16 protein-coding genes and 1 tRNA gene are annotated in these 17,126 nt (G+C 73.1%); 6 read left to right on the top strand and 11 right to left on the bottom strand.

The features are described from left to right. Positions 1 to 62: 62 nt before the first annotated feature. The 3 genes from NPS70_RS20680 to NPS70_RS20670 form a co-directional block, all read right to left on the bottom strand. Entirely contained in the window at positions 63 to 332 is a 270-nt protein-coding gene (locus NPS70_RS20680; RefSeq protein ID WP_256525839.1) for a type II toxin-antitoxin system RelE/ParE family toxin, read from the bottom strand. After that, complete coding sequence (locus NPS70_RS20675; protein WP_256525838.1) at positions 329 to 601, bottom strand: type II toxin-antitoxin system Phd/YefM family antitoxin; 273 nt, start codon at positions 599 to 601, stop codon at positions 329 to 331. Before NPS70_RS20675 ends, NPS70_RS20680 begins: the two co-directional genes overlap by 4 nt. A gap of 268 nt (positions 602 to 869) precedes the next feature. After that, positions 870 to 1,694 carry a VOC family protein gene (locus NPS70_RS20670; RefSeq protein WP_256525837.1) on the bottom strand — a complete coding sequence of 275 codons (825 nt, stop codon included), beginning with the start codon at positions 1,692 to 1,694 and terminating at the stop codon, positions 870 to 872. Positions 1,695 to 2,214: 520 nt separating this feature from the next. Between NPS70_RS20670 and NPS70_RS20665 the strand changes: the two genes are divergently transcribed. From NPS70_RS20665 to NPS70_RS20655, 3 genes are all read left to right on the top strand, one after another. Next, complete coding sequence (locus tag NPS70_RS20665) at positions 2,215 to 3,186, top strand: LuxR C-terminal-related transcriptional regulator (protein WP_256525836.1); 972 nt, start codon at positions 2,215 to 2,217, stop codon at positions 3,184 to 3,186. 493 nt (positions 3,187 to 3,679) lie between these two features. Next, the gene (locus tag NPS70_RS20660; RefSeq protein ID WP_256525835.1) at positions 3,680 to 5,065 is read left to right on the top strand and encodes an NAD(P)/FAD-dependent oxidoreductase; all 1,386 of its coding nucleotides are present in this window, start codon (positions 3,680 to 3,682) and stop codon (positions 5,063 to 5,065) included. Positions 5,066 to 5,326: 261 nt separating this feature from the next. Next, positions 5,327 to 6,631, top strand: a complete 1,305-nt coding sequence (locus tag NPS70_RS20655) for a cyclopropane-fatty-acyl-phospholipid synthase family protein (protein ID WP_256525834.1) — start codon at positions 5,327 to 5,329, stop codon at positions 6,629 to 6,631. An 84-nt stretch (positions 6,632 to 6,715) separates the two neighbouring features. On the opposite strand, the gene NPS70_RS20650 is transcribed toward NPS70_RS20655, so the two are convergent. Further along, positions 6,716 to 9,247, bottom strand: coding sequence for an ABC transporter permease (locus NPS70_RS20650; RefSeq protein ID WP_256525833.1), 2,532 nt, complete (start codon positions 9,245 to 9,247; stop codon positions 6,716 to 6,718). 175 nt (positions 9,248 to 9,422) lie between these two features. Continuing rightward, positions 9,423 to 10,193: an ABC transporter ATP-binding protein gene (locus NPS70_RS20645; RefSeq protein WP_256525832.1), complete on the bottom strand. Its 771-nt coding sequence runs from the start codon at positions 10,191 to 10,193 to the stop codon at positions 9,423 to 9,425. Between the two features lie 384 nt (positions 10,194 to 10,577). Here NPS70_RS20645 and NPS70_RS20640 point away from each other — a divergent pair. Then, positions 10,578 to 10,660: transfer RNA gene (locus NPS70_RS20640), tRNA-Leu, on the top strand. A gap of 190 nt (positions 10,661 to 10,850) precedes the next feature. Here the strand turns inward: NPS70_RS20640 and NPS70_RS20635 are convergent. The 3 genes from NPS70_RS20635 to NPS70_RS20625 all read right to left on the bottom strand — a co-directional run bounded on the left by NPS70_RS20635 (position 10,851) and on the right by NPS70_RS20625 (position 12,464). Further along, entirely contained in the window at positions 10,851 to 11,249 is a 399-nt protein-coding gene (locus NPS70_RS20635; protein ID WP_256525831.1) for an ACT domain-containing protein, read from the bottom strand. 275 nt (positions 11,250 to 11,524) lie between these two features. Further along, positions 11,525 to 11,884 (bottom strand): helix-turn-helix transcriptional regulator, encoded by a 360-nt coding sequence (locus NPS70_RS20630; RefSeq protein ID WP_256525830.1) that lies wholly within the window; start codon positions 11,882 to 11,884, stop codon positions 11,525 to 11,527. A gap of 205 nt (positions 11,885 to 12,089) precedes the next feature. Continuing rightward, a complete protein-coding gene (locus NPS70_RS20625; protein ID WP_256525829.1) occupies positions 12,090 to 12,464 on the bottom strand; it encodes a hypothetical protein in 375 nt (124 codons plus the stop codon). Positions 12,465 to 12,880: 416 nt separating this feature from the next. Here NPS70_RS20625 and NPS70_RS20620 point away from each other — a divergent pair, with 416 nt between their 5' ends. Next, entirely contained in the window at positions 12,881 to 13,771 is an 891-nt protein-coding gene (locus tag NPS70_RS20620; RefSeq protein WP_256525828.1) for a Bax inhibitor-1/YccA family protein, read from the top strand. 249 nt (positions 13,772 to 14,020) lie between these two features. On the opposite strand, the gene NPS70_RS20615 is transcribed toward NPS70_RS20620, so the two are convergent. Beyond that, the gene (locus NPS70_RS20615) at positions 14,021 to 14,251 is read right to left on the bottom strand and encodes a DUF4287 domain-containing protein (protein ID WP_256525827.1); all 231 of its coding nucleotides are present in this window, start codon (positions 14,249 to 14,251) and stop codon (positions 14,021 to 14,023) included. A 99-nt stretch (positions 14,252 to 14,350) separates the two neighbouring features. Here NPS70_RS20615 and NPS70_RS20610 point away from each other — a divergent pair, with 99 nt between their 5' ends. Beyond that, positions 14,351 to 14,677, top strand: a complete 327-nt coding sequence (locus tag NPS70_RS20610; RefSeq protein ID WP_256525826.1) for a hypothetical protein — start codon at positions 14,351 to 14,353, stop codon at positions 14,675 to 14,677. 36 nt (positions 14,678 to 14,713) lie between these two features. Here the strand turns inward: NPS70_RS20610 and NPS70_RS20605 are convergent, their stop codons facing one another. Together NPS70_RS20605 and NPS70_RS20600 are read right to left on the bottom strand one after the other, a co-directional pair. Beyond that, positions 14,714 to 15,553: a hypothetical protein gene (locus NPS70_RS20605; RefSeq protein ID WP_256525963.1), complete on the bottom strand. Its 840-nt coding sequence runs from the start codon at positions 15,551 to 15,553 to the stop codon at positions 14,714 to 14,716. Positions 15,554 to 15,810: 257 nt separating this feature from the next. Further along, on the bottom strand, positions 15,811 to 17,031 hold the full coding sequence (locus NPS70_RS20600) for an acetyl-CoA C-acetyltransferase (protein WP_256525825.1): 1,221 nt from the start codon (positions 17,029 to 17,031) through the stop codon (positions 15,811 to 15,813). Positions 17,032 to 17,126 lie beyond the last annotated feature (95 nt).

Below are 17,126 nucleotides of genomic sequence, written 5' to 3'. Positions count from 1 at the left end.
GTCCGGAGCCGGTGGAGCCCTGACGGGGAGCGCTGAGGGGCGTTGTCAGGCCGGGCGGGGCGTCACAGGTTGCGGTAGACGTCGCGCCGGTCGCCCACCTTGACCACGAGGACGACGAGTTCACCGTCGTGGATCTGGTAGGCGACCCGGTAGCTTCCGACCCGGAGCCGGTAGAGGCCCGACGGGCCGGCGAGCTTCTTGACGTCGGCGTCCTGGCGGTACGGGTCGTCGCCGAGTGCGGTCAACGCGGTCAGGATGCGCATGGCGTCGGGGCGGCTGATGGCCCGAAGCTGACGCTGTGCCGCCGCGGTGAACCGAAAGGCGTACTTCACGCCGCTTCGCCACCGTGCTCGGTGAACAGGTCCGCGAGCAGTTCCGCCATGGTCACGGTGCTGCCTCCCTCGGCCAGCACCGCTTCGGCCTCCCGCGCGAGCATCACGTCGGCGGCTTCCTCCAGCGCTTCGAAGTCCGAGATCGGGACCACGGCTGCGACCGGGGCGCCATTGCGCGTGATGACGGTCGGGACACCTTCCTCGGCCCGGTTGATGTGATCGGCGAGGTGCGCGCGGGCTTCCCGTACGGTCACGGTGTTCTCAGTCATGACATCAGTGTACGCGTCATCGTGTACACGGCACTGTGGGAGGAATCGCGTTCGTGCGCGATCCCCGACGGGATCGCCTACTCCGCGGCGGGCGGGGTGCGCTGAGGCGCGCCGTCCGGCGGCCCGGCTGCCGGTCGGAGCGTCACGGCCTGTGGTGGGCGTCCCGCCGGTCGCCCGTCTCGGCCACGAGGGCGGCCGGGCCCGCCCGTGGCCCGGCCGCCTCCGGTCCGGAGCCGGTGGAGCCCCGGCGGGCCGGCGCGGCCCCGGGTCAGGGCCGCGGCGGGGCGGGCGTCAGGACGACGAACTCCGCGCCGTCCGGGTCCGTGCACACGGCCAGCCGGCCGACGCCCTCGGCGTCCTCGGGTCCCATGGACACCCCGCCGCCGTTCTCCCGGACCAGCGCCACGGTGGCATCGCAGTCCGCCGAGCCGAACACGGGATGCCAGTACGGCCGGGCGCCGCCCGAGGCGAACATGCCGGGCACCGCCATCACCCCGCCGAACATCCGCTCCGGCGGCTGCCCCTTCGGCGTCACCATCGTGTACGCGCCGCTCTGGCCGGGCAGCTCCATGTCCTGGCCCGTCCAGCCGAACACCTCGCCGTAGAAGCGCTGCGCCGCGGCCGAGTCGGTCGTGTAGAGCTCGACCCAGCCGAGGCTGCCGGGGCCGTCGACCGCCTGGAGGCCCGGGTAGCTGCCCGGCTGCCAGACGGCGAACTGCGCGCCCTGGGGGTCGGTGAGCTGGGCGAAGCGGCCCTCCTCGGCGACCTCGGAGGCGGGTGTGCGCACGCTTCCGCCCGCGCGTTCGGCGGCCGCGACGGTCTCCTCGATCGCCGGGGTGCTGAAGTAGACCATCCAGGCCGGGCGGGCGCCCTCCTCGGTGAGCTTCCCGAGCGCTCCCACCGTCCTGCCGTCGAGTTGCAGCATCCGGTAGTCGCCGTCGCCTTCGCCGTCGCCTTCCGCTCCGGAGCCGGGGGCCATCGAGGCGGTCCGCCAGCCGAAGACGGCGCCGTAGAAGGCCGCCGCCGCGTCGAGATCGGGCACGCCCAAGTCCAGCCAGCACGGCGAGCCGGGCACGAAGTCCGTGGTGATCATGGTCCCTGCGCCTCCTGAGCGCTCCCGGGGGTGTCGGCCCTCCCAGCCTTGCACCGCGTGCCGGGGCCCGCGCGCCGAGCGCGCGCCCGCACCGGGAGGCCCGGCGCCCGGCCGGTGCGCGACCGGCCGGGCGGGGCGGTGTCCGGCTTCCCCTGGTGCCTCCTCCTCGGCGCCGGACGGGAGAGTGGTTCGAGTGGGTGGAGGACGGCTCGGGGCCGGGGATTCAGAGGGAGCGGTCGTGCCGTGCGGGGCCGTACGGACCGGGCGCCGCGGCGGTGGGCGGTGTGTGGGGCACCGCCCGCCCGCCCACCCGAGAAGGGGGCGCCCGGAGCACCGTCCACCCGGTCGGTGGAAGGGATCACCGCCTGCCGCCGACCGGGTGTCGTCGGTACGCCGTGAACATAGTGCGGTCGACGGGGGGTTGACCACGGCCGAAACAGGCGTGGCCGAATGCGGACAGACCGGTCGCGCGCCCGCACCGACGGCCCCGGGGCCGCCCGGGGGGTACTAGGGTCGGCCCATGTCGGCCACGGACCCCCAGCGACCCGGTACCGCACAGCCCACCGGCGAGGGCGGTCCCGCCCTGCCGGAACCCGCGGGCGCCGACCCCGCCGGCGGACTGCCCGAGGAGGTCCGCCGCTGGCTCGCGGAGCGCCGGCTCGCCGACACCGCCACGGACCGCCCGGCCGCACCGGAGCGGGCCCTGCACGAACTGCTGCTGGAGCAGCGCGGACGGGTGGAGGCCCTGCACCGCACCCTCGACGCCTTCGACGACGTCCTCCGGCTCATGCCCGGCCTGAGGACGAGCGGCCGCCAGACGCTGGAGGCGGAGTTCTTCTCGGACCGGGCGGTGCTGAGGCAGCGGATGGAGGACCTCGACGCCCTGTGCCGGGACGAACTGCTCGCGATGCGCGCGGTGTTCCCCGGCCCGGAGGTGATCGACGCGAGCCTGGAGGGCGACATGCGGATGCTGGAGCGGGGCGTCGACCTGACGCTGCTGGTCTCCACCCGGGCGACCCGCCAGACCGGGGTGGCCCGCTATCTCGCGACGCTGCTGGAGCACGGCGCGCGCATCCGCACGGCCACCACCGTCCCCCTCCACCTCAACGTCGTGGACCGTGCGGTGACCGTGATGGCGCTCGGGCCGCCGCAGCCGAGGGGCGGCGACGGCGAGGACGTGATCCTGCACGGGGCCCGGCTCGCGGAGTGCTTCGCCCAGGTCTTCGACCACCACTGGAGCACCGCGCGCCCCTACGACGTCCCGCTCCGGGAGGGGACGGCGGGCGGCTCCGCGGCCGAGGACTACACACCGCGGGAGCGCGAGGTGCTGGCCCTGCTGGCGGCGGGCGCCAAGGACGAGGCCATCGCGCGCCGGCTCGGCTGCTCCGAGCGGACCCTGCGCCGGCTGCTGACCGGGCTGGTCGCGAAGCTCGGGGCCCAGAGCCGTTTCGCGGCCGGTGTGCGGGCCGCGGAGCTGGGGCTCGTCGGCTGAGCGGGGCGGTCGGCTCCCCGTCCCGGGCGGTGCGCGGGGGCGGTCCGCCGGCGGCGCGGTCCGCGGGTCCGGGAGCGGGACGGCCGCCTCCGGGGGCGACGCGGCGGTAACCTACCGGTGGGTTCCGCGCCCCTTCCGGTGCCGCCGGGGCCCCTTGGCCGGGAAAGTTCGTGAACTTCTTCACAAGGAATTCGGTCCCGATGGGCCCGTTCGGCCCTTGAAACCCCCGCTCCGGGCGCCGGTTGGGCTTCGGAAGAACGATTCTGCGACCCCCGGTGGAGGCTCCGCACCGCCGGGCCGCGGCCGTGGGAGGCTCCGCCCGGCGGCAGAGCGGGCAGCTCACGAGGGGTGCACAACGTCCCCGGACCCGTGGTGGTTCCCTTCGGCCCCCATGACCTGGGTCACGTGGGCGGCGGAGTGTAGCAGAAGGCCCCGGAAACCTTGTGAAGGGGCTCACGAGCCCCCCCTCCGAGGGGGGTGGATACTCGATGCCATGAGCACCACGGAGCGTCCCCGGATCCTCGTTGTAGGCGGTGGGTACGTAGGCCTGTACGCAGCACGTCGCATCCTGAAGAAGATGCGTTACGGCGAGGCGACCGTCACGGTCGTCGACCCGCGGTCGTACATGACCTACCAGCCCTTCCTTCCCGAAGCTGCCGCCGGCAGCATCTCGCCTCGGCACGTCGTCGTCCCGCTGCGGCGCGTGCTGCCCAAGGCGGAGGTCCTCACCGGCCGTGTGACCACCATCGACCAGGACCGCAAGGTCGCCACGGTGGCCCCCCTGGTCGGCGAGGCCTACGAGCTGCCCTTCGACTACCTGGTGATCGCCCTCGGCGCCGTCTCCCGCACCTTCCCGATCCCCGGCCTCGCCGAGCAGGGCATCGGCATGAAGGGCATCGAGGAGGCCATCGGGCTGCGCAACCACGTGCTGGAGCAGCTCGACAAGGCCGACTCCACCACCGACGAGGAGGTGCGCCGCCGGGCGCTCACCTTCGTCTTCGTCGGCGGCGGCTTCGCCGGTGCCGAGACCATCGGCGAGGTGGAGGACCTGGCCCGCGACGCGGCCCGGTACTACAACAACGTCAAGCGCGAGGACATGCGGTTCATCCTCGTCGACGCCGCCGACAGGATTCTTCCCGAGGTCGGGCCCAAGCTGGGCACGTACGGCAAGGAGCACCTGGAGGGCCGCGGGGTCGAGGTCTACCTCTCGACGTCCATGGACTCCTGCGTCGACGGCCACGTGGTGCTGAAGAACGGCCTGGAGGTCGACTCCAACACCATCGTGTGGACCGCCGGTGTGAAGCCGAACCCGGCGCTCGCCCGCTACGGCCTCCCGCTCGGCCCCCGCGGCCACGTGGACTGCAACGAGAAGCTCCAGGTCAACGGGACCGACTACATCTGGGCCGCCGGCGACAACGCCCAGGTGCCGGACATGGCCTCCCGCGAGGCCGGTGTCGAGAACGCCTGGTGCCCGCCGAACGCCCAGCACGCGCTGCGCCAGGCCAAGGTCCTCGGCGACAACGTGATCTCCGGGATGCGCGGCTTCCCGCAGGAGACCTACAAGCACGCCAACAAGGGTGCCGTCGCGGGCCTCGGCCTCCACAAGGGCGTCGCGATGATCGTCATGGGCAAGATGAAGATCAAGCTCAAGGGCCGTCTCGCCTGGTACATGCACCGCGGCTACCACGGTCTGGCCATGCCGACCTGGAACCGGAAGATCCGCATCTTCGCGGACTGGACGCTCGGCATGTTCCTCAAGCGCGAGGTCGTCTCCCTCGGTGCCATGGAGACGCCGCGCGAGGAGTTCTACGAGGCCGCCAAGCCCGCCCCGGCTCCCGCCGCGGCGAAGCCGGAGGCCGAGAAGGCCAAGGCGTCGTAGCACGACCCGTTCCGAAGGGGCCGTCCGCCATCCGTGGTGCGGGCGGCCCCTTCGGCGTTCCCGGCGTTCGTCCGCCGCCCGCACCGGCGACCTCCGCCCGCCGCACGCCCGTCCACCGCACACCCGTCCGCCGCCTGCCGCCGTGCGGGGGGCGATCCGGTGCCCGATCCGGGAAGTCCCGGCCGCGGTCACCCTGTTGTCGGTAGAGAGCGTTTCGTGCACGAGCGTTTCGTGGGAACCACCGTCACGGAGGTGTGTGCCATGGCCGACGCCGCACTGCGGCTGACCACTCTTGCGGAAGAGGTGCTGGGAGCCCCGCTCCCGCTGCGCGTCCGCGCCTGGGACGGCAGCGAGTCGGGACCCCCCGACGGCCCCGTCCTCGTCGTCCGCCACCGCAGGGCCCTGCGGCGGCTGCTGTGGAAGCCCGGCGAGCTCGGGCTCGCACGCGCCTGGGTGGCCGGCGAGATCGACGTCGAAGGAGACCTGTACACCGCGCTGGACCGGCTCACCGGCATCCTGTGGGAGCGGGGGCCCGCGGCCGCTCCGCCCGCGCTGCGCGACCCGGCGGTGCGGGCCGGGGCCCGGGGCCTGCTGAGGCTGGGCGGTGTCCTGCCCCCGCCCCCGCCGCCGCCGGAGGAGGTGCGCCGCCACCGCACCGGTGCGCAGCACACCAGGCGGCGCGACAAGGCGGCCGTCAGCCACCACTACGACGTGGGCAACGACTTCTACTCCCTCGTCCTGGGCCCGTCGATGGTGTACTCCTGCGCCTACTGGGGCGGCCCCGAAGGGACCCTGGAGGAGGCCCAGCGGGACAAGCTCGACCTCGTCTGCCGCAAGCTGGCCCTCCGGGAGGGTGACCGGCTGCTCGACGTCGGCTGCGGCTGGGGCGCCCTGGCCGTCCACGCGGCGCGCGGTTACGGGGCCCGCGTCACGGGTGTCACGCTCTCCCGGGAGCAGGCCGCCCACGCCCGCAAGCGGATCGCCGAGGAGGGGCTCGCCGACCGGATCGAGATCCGGGTGCAGGACTACCGCGACGTCCGCGACGGCCCGTACGACGCCGTCGCCTCGATCGGCATGGCCGAGCACGTGGGGGAGGTGCGCTACCGCGAGTACGCCGACCGGCTCCTGTCCCTGCTGCGGCCCGGCGGGAGGCTGCTCAACCACCAGATCGCCCGGCGCCCGGAGGCCGACGAATCGGCCTACCGGATCGACGAGTTCATCGACCGCTACGTCTTCCCCGACGGGGAGCTCTCCCCCCTGGGGCGGACCGTCGCCACCCTGGAGGAGGCGGGCTTCGAGGTCCGTGACGTCGAGGCGCTCCGGGAGCACTACGCCCGCACCCTGCGCGCCTGGGTGGCCAACCTGGAGTCCTCCTGGCGCCGGGCCGCCGGCCTCACCTCGCCCGGCCGGGCGCGGGTCTGGCGGCTCTACATGGCGGCCTGCGCCGTCTCGTTCGAGCGCAACCGCATCGGTGTGAACCAGGTCCTCGCGGTGCGCACCGCCGCCTCGGGCGGGTCCGGGATGCCGGCGCGGACGCGCTCCTGGTCCGGGCCGCCGCCCGGCTGAGGCGCCGTGCCCGTGCGCGAGGGCCCGGCCGGGCGCGTCCGACGCGCCCGGCCGGGCCCTCGCGGGGACCGCCTGCGGCTGCCGCTACTCCGCCTTGATGGCCGCCAGCATGTTCAGACGGGCGGCGCTGCGGGCGGGCCACTGCGCGGCCAGCACCCCGACCAGCCCGGCGAGCAGGAGGAAGATCCCGATCCGGCCCCAGGGCAGGACCAGCGCGTATCCGGGGATGTTCCCGCGGATGGACTCGCCGATCGCCCAGCCGAGGAACGAGCCCAGCCCGATGCCGACCAGGGCGCCGAACAGCGAGATGACCACGGCCTCCAGACGCACCATGCGCTTGACGCGGCGCCGGTCGAGCCCGATCGCCCGCAGCATGCCGATCTCCTGCTGCCGCTCGAACACCGACATCGCCAGGGTGTTCACCACACCGAGGACCGCGATGATCAGGGCCATCGCCAGCAGGCCGTACATGATGTTCAGCAGGGTGCTGATCATGCCGCCGAACTGGTCGCGGATGTCCTGCCGGTCCATCACGCTGATGGCCGGGTTCTCGCCGAGGGCGCTGATGAGCGCCTTCTCGTTCGCGGCGGTCTGCCCGCCGTCCGTGGCCACGAAGATCTGCGGGATGTAGGGCTTGAGCTCGTGCGGGTCGGCCACCGCGGTGTCCAGCAGCACGGGGGAGAGGAACTCGCTGCCCTTGAAGACGGCGCCCACCGCCAGGTTCCCCCTGGCGCCGTCGCCGAAGACGACGGGAAGCGTGTCGCCCACCTTCCAGCCCCGGCTCCGGGCGGTGTCCTCCGCGACGGCGACCTTGCCGGCGGCCAGGGACGCGAGGTCGCCGTCGACCACCTCCACGTTCAGGACCTCGCCGACGGCCCCGGGCGTGACTGCCGAGGCGGAGGCCGTGCGGCCGTCCAGCTCGACGTTGACCGACTGCTGCGGGGACACGGCGGTGACGCCCGGAGCCTTCTCCAGTGCGGCGAGCGCGGACCGGTCGAGCGGTCCGCCGTTCGCCATGGTGACCATGTAGTCGGCCTTGATGTTGTCCGTGGTCATCTTGTCGAGCGCGGTGCCGACGGTCACCCCGAGCACGGACAGCCCGGTGACCAGGGTCAGGCCGATCGCCAGCGCGGAGGCGGTGGCGCCGGTCCGGCGCGGGTTGCGCACCGCGTTCTGGCCGGCCAGCTTCCCGGAGACCCCGAACGGGCCGACGAGCACGGGGCGCAGGGCGGCGATCACCGGACGGGAGAGCAGGGGGATCAGCACGATCACCCCGACGAGGGCGAGGAAGGCACCTCCGGCGATGAGCATCCGCCCCTCGTCGCCGCCCGTTCCCGCACCCGCGACGATCCCGGCGGCACCGATCCCGGCGACGACCGCGCCGATGGAGTTGCGGACCACGAGGGACTTGGTGGTGGCCACGGCGTGGACGCTGCCCATCGCCGCCACCGGCGGGATCTTCGCGGCCCTGCGGCCGGGCAGCCAGGCGGCGAACATGGTGATCAGGACGCCGACCGCCAGCGAGGCCAGAACCGGGGCGGAGGAGATGACCAGAGGGCCGTCCGGGACCTTCATCCCGAACGCGGCCATGCCGGAGCGCAGCCCGACCGCCAGGCCCACACCGAGCGCGAAGCCGATCGCGGAGGCGACGGCACCCACCACGGCGGCCTCGGTCAGCACCGAGCGGGTGATCTGCCGGCGCGAGGCACCCACGGCGCGCATCAGCGCGAGCTCCTTGGTGCGCTGGGCGACCAGCATGCTGAAGGTGTTGGAGATGAGGAACACGCCGACGAACAGGGCGATCGCGGCGAAGCCCAGCAGGACCTGCTTCAGGGCGCCCAGGCCCGACTCGATGTCGGCGGCCTGCTCGTCGGCGAGTTCGCGGCCCGTCCTGGCCTCGGCCCCCTCGGGGAGCAGCGGCTCGACGGCGTCGAGGATGCGGGCGGCGTCGGCTCCCTCGGCGGCCGTGACGGTGATGTCCCGGTAGAAGCCGGTCTTCAGGTACTGCTGCTGGGCGACGGAGTTCTCGAAGAGCACCAGGCTGCCACCGGCGTTCACGGCGCCGTCCCCGGTGGTGAAGACGCCGCTGAGGGTGTACTCCCTCACCGGCCCGTTGGTGGCCACCCGCACCCGGTCGCCGACCGCGTACTCGCCCTGGGCGGCGGAGTCGGCGTCCAGGGCGATCTCGCCCGCCTCGCGGGGCCCGCTGCCGTCGGTGAAGGTGTAGGCGGGATCCTCGCCGTCCCGGCCGGGGGCGAAGTTGGCGCCCTTGTTGGACCAGCCGACGCCGATCAGCCGGCCGTCGGGGTCGGCGACGCCCGCGAAGCCGTCGATCCGGCCGTGGGCGTCGGCCACCCCGTCCAGGGCGCGGATCCGGTCGAGCGTCCGCTCCGGCAGGCCGGGCTGCTGCCGGGGGTCGTTCTCGTCCGCGTAGGAGGTGACGGCGACGGCCACGTCGTCGTAGCTCTTCGCCGACTGGCTGCGGAAGGCCTGGGAGAGGGTGTCGGTGAAGACCAGGGTGCCGGAGACGAAGGCCACGCCGAGCACCACGGCGAGTACGGTCATCAGCAGCCTGGCCTTGTGCGCGAGCACATTGCGCAGGGCGGTACGGAACATCGTGTCTGTCCTGGGAGAGGGAGGCCGACGAGGGCCCGCGGCTTCGGGGCGCGGGCCCTCCGACGTGAGGTGGGTGTTCGGTGGGCGCCCTCGGGGGCGCACGGGACGCCGCGCGGGGCGGGCCCCCGCGCGGCTCGGCGCGCGGGGGCCGGTCACCGGCCGCGGCGGACGCGGGTCAGCTGGTGCGGCCCTTGCCGTCGAAGGCCTTCATGCGGTCCAGGACGCCGTCGGCGCTCGGGTCGATCATCTCGTCGACGATCCGCCCGTCCGCCAGGAAGACCACCCGGTCCGCGTAGGAGGCGGCGACCGGGTCGTGGGTGACCATGACCACGGTCTGGCCGAGTTCGCGCACCGAGTTGCGGAGGAAGCCCAGGACCTCGGCGCCGGAGCGGGAGTCCAGGTTGCCGGTGGGCTCGTCGCCGAAGATGATCTCGGGACGGGAGGCGAGGGCGCGGGCGACGGCCACGCGCTGCTGCTGCCCGCCGGAGAGCTGGTTCGGCCGGTGGCCCAGCCGGTCGCGCAGTCCGATCATCCCGATCACGCGGTCGACCCACTCCTTGTCGGGCCTGCGCCCGGCGATGTCCATGGGGAGGGTGATGTTCTCCAGCGCGGTGAGCGTCGGCAGCAGGTTGAACGCCTGGAAGATGAAACCGATCTTGTCCCGGCGCAGCTGGGTCAGCTGCTTGTCCTTCAGCGACCCGAGCTCGGTCTCGCCGATCCGCACCGATCCGGAGCTGAAGCTGTCGAGCCCGGCCACGCAGTGCATCAGGGTCGACTTGCCCGAGCCGGACGGGCCCATGATCGCCGTGAACTCCGCCTGGCGGAAGTCGATGCTGACCCGGTCGAGCGCGACCACCCGGGTCTCGCCCTGTCCGTACACCTTGGACAGGTCCGTGGCGCGGGCGGCCACGGCGGTGGCGCGGTGAGCGATGGGGGCGGTGGTCACGGGAGGACTCCTGTGGGGCTGTGCTGCAGGGACCGTTCCATGGTGTCCCCGCTCCCCGGCCCGGGCGTCAGTCCCGCTGCCCCTTTCCGGGGCCCTCTGCGGTCGGACCGCGCGCGGGGGGAGTCATCCCTGGGTATGACGCCGTCCCTGAGAGGGGCCGAACGCGGCAGTCGCGGTTCATATACGGAGCAGAGGCGGCATTTTTCCGTCAATCAAAGGCCCCGCACACCTCCTGGTTCCGCCCTGTCCCTTCTGGAGCCACCCGCTCCGACCTGCACTGACACCCCATCAAGCACCAATAAAATACGACAGTATCGGGCCATCGCCACTCATCGTGGAGCGATCGCCACCGATAGTCTCCGTGCTGACGCTGACCGCGTGCACGCCCGGATGGTGGAATGCAGACACGGCGAGCTTAAACCTCGCTGCCCCTCGGGGGCGTGCCGGTTCGAGTCCGGCTCCGGGCACAGAGCGCACCGGCCCCGGCGGATCGCCGTCCGGTCCGTGCGGGAGCCACCGGGACCACGAGGTGTTCGCATCCGCACCGTACCGCGACAGGGCGGCGGAGCCGCCGGACGCCGTCCGCGACGCGGGCGGACGCCTTCGCGCGGGGCCGCCCCGCGACCAGCCCGTGCCCCCTCCCGGAGGGCGCGGTCCTCACGCGGAGGAGCGCGACAGCTCCTCCAGCAGGTCCACCGCCCGGGCCGCGTGCTCGTGCGGCACGAAGAGGTGGTCGTGGTGGAAGCCCGCGGCGACGTTGCAGCTGAGACCCGCGTCCGCGAGGACCCGTGAGACCGAGGCGGTCAGCCCGACCGCGTCGAGCGCCGAGTGGACGCGCAGGGTGATCCACCCCGCGACGTAGTCGTAGGCCAGGCCCGCCGCGTCGGCCGCCTCCTCGGGGACGACCAGGGTCAGTCCCTCCGGCTCCGACACCGTGACCACGGGCGCCAGGCCCTCGGGCACACCTCCGGTCACGGAGGTGAAGACGTAGCGGCCCGGGTTCAACTCCGGTCGCATGGCGCTCAGCAGGGCCCGCAGATCGCTCTCACCCGTCATGCCGCCAGCCTAAGGGCTGTCCGGCCCGCCCCGTCCGGACCGCACGCCCGCCCGCGGCGTCGCCGGCCGCCGGCGCGGCGGTCCGCGCTCCTCCCCGGCATGCACCGGAGGAGCTGAGCCCCGCGCGCCGGGTGGACGACGCCCTGCCGGGCAGGCCCCGGGGCGACCCGGGGCGCGCGGCGGGCGGCGCCGGGGCCGGGTCCGGGTGCCCGCCCCCTGCGCACCCCGCACGGCTCCGGGCGCCGCGCGGACCGCCCGCCCGTGCCGGGACCGACCTAGCGGCGGACTCCGGACACGGGCGGGGCGGCGTCGGTCTGGCGGAGTTCCGCCAGCAGCTCGTTCTGCCCGGCCAGCAGCTCGGTGAGGATGCGCCGGGCGGCCCGCAGCAGCTCCGCGACATCGCCTCCGGCGAGCGCGTAGCTGACCGTGGAGCCCTCCCTGATCGAGACCACGATGCCGGAGCGCCGCAGCACGGCCAGCTGCTGCGACAGGCTGGACGGTTCGATCTCGATGTCGGCGAGCAGGTCCCGCACCGGTACGGGGCCGTTCTGGAGCAGCTCCAGGACCCTGATGCGCACCGGATGCCCGAGCATGCGGAAGAACTCCGCCTTGGCCTGGTAGAGGGGTACTTGCATGCGCGCTCGCTCCCTGGCGGGTGGGGGGGATGACGTCCTGGGTGCGGCGGCACCCCGGTGTGCCGCCGCAGAACCTGCCCTTACCTGGCGATCCATCCTCAGGGAGCACGGTCTCCGCGATCCGTGAGTTGGGATCTTGCTGATGTGCCGACTTGAAGAATTCTTCACATCATGGGCATGGAAAAGGGCCGGACTCGGGTAGGTGTCAAACCTCCAGTTGCTCCTCGACGCGACGCAGCTGGTGCCGGGCCATCGCGAGGTTCGAGCGGCCCTTGTCCAGTACGAGGTAGAGGAACAGTCCGTGCCCGGAGCGGCCGCCGACCAGGCGGATCAGGTGGTACTGCCCCGCGAGCGTGATGAGGATGTCCTCGATCTCGCTGCGCAGGCCCAGCTGCTCCATCGTGCGGACCTTGGCCCGGATCACGTCGGTGTTCCCCGCGGCGGCGACCGTCAGGTCGAGATCGCCGCCCCCGCCCAGGGTGCCCAGCGCCATTCCGCTGGTGTAGTCGACCACGGCCGCTCCGAGAGCGCCCTCGATCCCGGTCATCATCTCCTTGAGCGACACTTCCACACTCGCCACGCTGTCTCCCCTTCTGGTGTGCGGTGGGCCGGAGTTGCCCCCGGCACATTCGGTTCTGGAACCGTAGGCCGCCGGCGGGCCGCCCGGCGGAGGGTGATCGCTAATGGCCAATGTTGATCGAGACATGATCGAAGTGGGCTCCGCTCCGCCCTGTGGTGTGCGCTCACGGGGGCCTCGGCGTCCGATCCGGCGCCCGGCCCCCGGGCGCGGCTCACCCGGACGGGCTCCGGAGGGGCGCGACACGGCGTCACCCGTCCGGAGGGCACCGGGCCGCCCGGGCGGCCCCGGGGGACGGGCGGGCGTTCGCCCAGGGTGGACACGATCTCCTAAAGATCCTCCTCGGGCACTAGAGTGTTCCCTTTGCTTGCCTATTACTCTTGGGTCAAGGCCGCGCCCGGCGGCCATGGAGGAGTGAGATGAGGAGCAGTAACCCGGTCTTCTCGCGACGGGGGTTCAGCCGCGACAACGGCTACGCCGGCTTCAACGCGCAGCAGTCGCAGGCCGGGGGCCCCGCCGCAGGTGCCAATCCGTACGCCCAGGGTGCGGGCAACCCGTACGCGACCAACCCCTACGCCACCGCCGACGCCACGCTCGGCGCCCCGCCGCAGGCCCCCGCCCGCGCGGACGTGATGACGATCGACGACGTCGTCACGCGGACCGCCATGACGCTGGGCACGGTCGTGCTCACGGCTGTCCTGTCCTGGGTGCTGCTGCCCGTGGACGGGGACAACCTCGGCAAGTCGTACGGCATCGCCATCGGGGCCGCCCTGGTCGCGATGGTGCTGGCCCTCGTGCAGTCCTTCAAGCGCAAGGCCTCGCCCGCGCTGATCCTGTCCTACGCGGCCTTCGAGGGCGTGTTCCTCGGTGTGATCTCCAGCGCGGTGTCCACCTACATCGCCGACGGTGTGGTGGCCCAGGCCGTGCTCGGCACGATGGCGGTCTTCGCCGGTGTGCTGTTCGCCTACAAGATGGGCTGGATCCGCGTCACGCGCCGCTTCTACGGCTTCGTGATGGCCGCGGCCATGGGCTTCGTGCTGCTGATGGCCGTGAACCTGCTCTTCGCCGTGATCGGCGGCGGTGACGGGCTCGGCTTCCGCAGCGGCGCCCTCGGCATCCTGTTCGGTGTCATCGGCATCATCCTGGGTGCCTGCTTCCTCGCCCTGGACTTCAAGCAGGTCGAGGACGGCATCGCCTACGGCGCGCCGCGCGAGGAGTCCTGGCTGGCGGCCTTCGGCCTGACGCTGACCCTGGTGTGGATCTACCTGGAGATGCTGCGTCTGCTGTCCATCCTGCAGGGCGACGACTGACGCACGGCCACGGCGCCGCGTCCCCGCGGCGCAGCCGGCACGAGGAAGGGCCCGCCCCTCAGGGCGGGCCCTTCCGCTGTCACCGGCACCCGGCCGCCGACGGGAGCGCCGGGCGCGAGGGCCCGGGGCGGGGAATCGTGGACGGCACCGCACTCCGCCGAGCGGCCGCGCGGCGCCCTGGGCTCCTTCCTCCGGCGTGCGCCGCGCGGGACGGGGCCGGGGCGCCACGGCCCCGTCCCCGTCCGGCTCTCAGAGCAGCTTGCGGGCCGCCCGCCTCAGGTCGTGCTCGTGGATGATCGCCTTCGCGTGTCCGTAGGAGAGGTCGTGCTCGCCGCGGAGCCAGCTCACCTTCTCCTCGAAGCGGAAGAGCGACGGGCCCTCGTCGACGGTGCGCAGCCAGTCGGAGATGTCACGACCGGTGCACTCCGGGATGCGGGAGATCAGGTTGCGATGGGTCTCTTCGGAGAAGACATGGGACATCGGCGCCTCCGGACGCAGTGCACATGGTGCTCTTGACGCCACGGTGCCCGAGAGTGCCCGCGTTGGCAACACTCCCGCGGGGACGCGTAGGGTCGCGGGGTGCTTGATACGACGGAATTCGACGCCTGTGTGGAGCGCCTCTCCGACCGTCTGAGGGCCGCGCCGCAGAGCCGTCTGCAGCAGGGGGCCGCGGCGGAGGGGCTGGCCCTCGCCAGGGAGTTGTCCCGTCGCGCCCAGCGCCTGGAGGGTGCCGCGGACCCGCTGCGGACCATGCCGGACGCGGGTGTGTTCGCCGTCGCCGACCAGCTGCTGGTCGCGGGCCGGGATCTGGCCGAGGTGCTGCGGGTCGCCGGCCCGGAGGGTGCGGCGGAACGCGACGCGGCCGTCGCGCTGGTGGTGTCGGCCGGCCGGCGGGCCGGCCTCTAGGCCCCGCCCGGGCGGGCTGCGCGGCCGGGCCGGCCGTCAGTGGGAGGCGATCACGCGGTCCGCGAGGATGTAGACGCTCTCCCCGCCGCAGGCGAAGGTCAGCGCGTAGGCGCCCGACACCCCGGAGCCGCCGAGGAGGACCGGCGAGCTGCCCGCGCGGACGGCGTCGGCGAGGCGCTCCGCGGTCTCGCGGTGCCCGGGCGTCATGCACAGTGTGGTGCCGTCGGTGAAGACGTACACGTCCAGCGTGCCGAGCGGCCCGGGGCGCACGTCGGCCAGCTCGGTGCCGTCCTCGGCCAGCGCCTCCAGGCGGGCCACCGTGCGCTCGTGGTCGGTGACCACCGGGGTGCGCACCGGGACGAAGTCCGGGTGCGAGGGGTGGCGGCGGCGGGCGGCCGCCAGCTCCGGGGAGTCCTCGGCGAACTCGGTGGACTCGGGGAGGTCCGCCATGTCGTCCAGCGCCTCCACGGCCTCCAGGTCCATCGCCTCCAGGCCCGCGAAGTCGGCCTGCCGCGGCACGTAGAAGGGCGTGGTGTCCTCGCCCGCGTCGACGAGGCCGCCGAGCGGGGAGGAGTCGCCGGGGAAGCGGGCGGAGGCGTCGGCCGCGTCCCGTGCCTCCTGCGCGGCCCAGAAGGCCCGGGCCTCGGCCAGCTCCCGCTCCCGCTCCTCGGCGAGCGCCTCGGCGACCGCCGCGCGTATCTCGGCGGCGTCGCCGGTGCGGGCACCGGGCACGGGCACGGTGCGGCCGGTCGCGTGGGACTCCGCGATCTCCTCGCGCAGGGCGGTGACCTGCTTGCGCAGCCCGTGGGCGGCGTGCAGGGCAGCGGCGCCCACGGCCGTGGCGGCGGCCGTGGTCAGCAGCAGGGCAAGAGACATGGCGCTCACTGACGTACTCCCGGTTTCAATCGACACCCCCGACTTTCCTAGCATCAGCTTGCGATGAGCCACCCCTGTCTGTCAGTGCATTACGTCACGAAACGGACAGGACTTTGGGCTCCAGGTTTGGTCGGACAACTGCTGTGACCTGCGAAAAGGCCGCTCCCCCAGGAGATAGGTCACATCCTGGGGGAGATTGAGTCACGAACGGGGCTCCGCGGGCCGCGGCCGCGGCCCGCGGAGCCCCCGGGGCCGGGTCAGCTCAGGCGCTCGACGACCATCGCCATGCCCTGGCCGCCGCCGACGCACATCGTCTCCAGGCCGAACTGCTTGTCGTGGAACTGGAGGCTGTTGATCAGCGTGCCGGTGATCCGGGCTCCGGTCATGCCGAAGGGGTGGCCGACGGCGATGGCGCCCCCGTTGACGTTGACCTTGTCCAGGTCGAAGCCGAGATCGCGGTAGGAGGGGATCACCTGCGCGGCGAAGGCCTCGTTGATCTCGACCAGGTCGATGTCGGAGGTGGTCAGCCCGGCCCGCTTCAGGGCCTGCCGGGACGCCTCGACCGGGCCGAGGCCCATGATCTCGGGGGAGAGCCCGGAGACGCCGGTGGAGACGATCCGGGCGAGCGGGGTGAGCCCCAGCTCGCGGGCCTTGGTGTCGCTCATGATGACGAGTGCGGCGGCGCCGTCGTTCAGCGGGCAGCAGTTGCCCGCCGTGACCAGGCCGTCGGGGCGGAAGACCGGCTTGAGGCCCTGCACGCCCTCCATCGTGACGCCGGCGCGGGGGCCGTCGTCCTTGGACACCACGGTGCCGTCCGGGGTCGTGACCGGGGTGATCTCGCGCTCCCAGAAGCCGTTCTTGACGGCCTCCTCCGCCAGGTTCTGGGAGCGGACGCCGAAGGCGTCCATGTCCTCGCGGGTGACGCCCTTCAGGCGGGCCAGGTTCTCCGCGGTCTGGCCCATGGCGATGTAGGCGTCCGGGACCAGGCCGTCCTCGCGCGGGTCGTGCCAGGTGGAGCCCTCGGACTCGGCGACCGCGGCCGTGCGCGCCTCCGCCTCGGCGAAGAGCGGGTTGTGGGTGTCCGGCAGGGTGTCGGAGTTGCCCTTGACGAACCGCGAGACCATCTCGACGCCCGCGGAGACGAAGACGTCGCCCTCGCCCGCCTTGATGGCGTGCATGGCCATGCGCGAGGTCTGGAGCGAGGAGGAGCAGTACCGGGTGACGGTGCAGCCCGGCAGGTGGTCCATGCCCATCTGCACGGCCACGATCCGGCCCAGGTTGTTCCCCTGCTCGCCGCCCGGGAGGCCGCAGCCGAGCATCAGGTCGTCGATGTCGCGCGGGTCGAGCTCGGGGACCTTGGCGAGCGCGGCCTGGACGATCGTCGCGGTCAGGTCGTCGGGCCGCAGCTCCTTCAGGGAGCCCTTGAAGGCCCGGCCGATGGGCGAGCGGGCGGCAGAGACGATCACGGCTTCGGGCATCACGGCTCCATGAGGGGAGGGAGGTCGGCTCACTGGGAAGTTACCCGTACGTATGCCCGCGGTCACGGCGCGGGCCGTGTGATGCGGGCCTCTTT

The sequence above is a fragment of the Streptomyces sp. C10-9-1 genome (assembly GCF_024497955.1).
Classification (GTDB): domain Bacteria; phylum Actinomycetota; class Actinomycetes; order Streptomycetales; family Streptomycetaceae; genus Streptomyces; species Streptomyces sanyensis.
The sequence above is the reverse complement of the archived record's forward strand: the minus strand, read 5'-3'. Positions and strand labels throughout refer to the sequence as shown.

Excerpts from the sequence above, each read along its gene's own strand:
- NPS70_RS20675 (WP_256525838.1), bottom strand. The coding sequence starts at position 601 with ATGACTGAGAACACCGTGACCGTACGGGAAGCCCGCGCGCACCTCGCC.
- NPS70_RS20670 (WP_256525837.1), bottom strand. The coding sequence starts at position 1,694 with ATGATCACCACGGACTTCGTGCCCGGCTCGCCGTGCTGGCTGGACTTG.
- NPS70_RS20665 (WP_256525836.1), top strand. The coding sequence starts at position 2,215 with ATGTCGGCCACGGACCCCCAGCGACCCGGTACCGCACAGCCCACCGGC.
- NPS70_RS20660 (WP_256525835.1), top strand. The coding sequence starts at position 3,680 with ATGAGCACCACGGAGCGTCCCCGGATCCTCGTTGTAGGCGGTGGGTAC.
- NPS70_RS20655 (WP_256525834.1), top strand. The coding sequence starts at position 5,327 with ATGGCCGACGCCGCACTGCGGCTGACCACTCTTGCGGAAGAGGTGCTG.
- NPS70_RS20650 (WP_256525833.1), bottom strand. The coding sequence starts at position 9,247 with ATGTTCCGTACCGCCCTGCGCAATGTGCTCGCGCACAAGGCCAGGCTG.
- NPS70_RS20635 (WP_256525831.1), bottom strand. The coding sequence starts at position 11,249 with ATGACGGGTGAGAGCGATCTGCGGGCCCTGCTGAGCGCCATGCGACCG.
- NPS70_RS20630 (WP_256525830.1), bottom strand. The coding sequence starts at position 11,884 with ATGCAAGTACCCCTCTACCAGGCCAAGGCGGAGTTCTTCCGCATGCTC.
- NPS70_RS20620 (WP_256525828.1), top strand. The coding sequence starts at position 12,881 with ATGAGGAGCAGTAACCCGGTCTTCTCGCGACGGGGGTTCAGCCGCGAC.
- NPS70_RS20615 (WP_256525827.1), bottom strand. The coding sequence starts at position 14,251 with ATGTCCCATGTCTTCTCCGAAGAGACCCATCGCAACCTGATCTCCCGC.
- NPS70_RS20605 (WP_256525963.1), bottom strand. The coding sequence starts at position 15,553 with ATGTCTCTTGCCCTGCTGCTGACCACGGCCGCCGCCACGGCCGTGGGC.
- NPS70_RS20600 (WP_256525825.1), bottom strand. The coding sequence starts at position 17,031 with ATGCCCGAAGCCGTGATCGTCTCTGCCGCCCGCTCGCCCATCGGCCGG.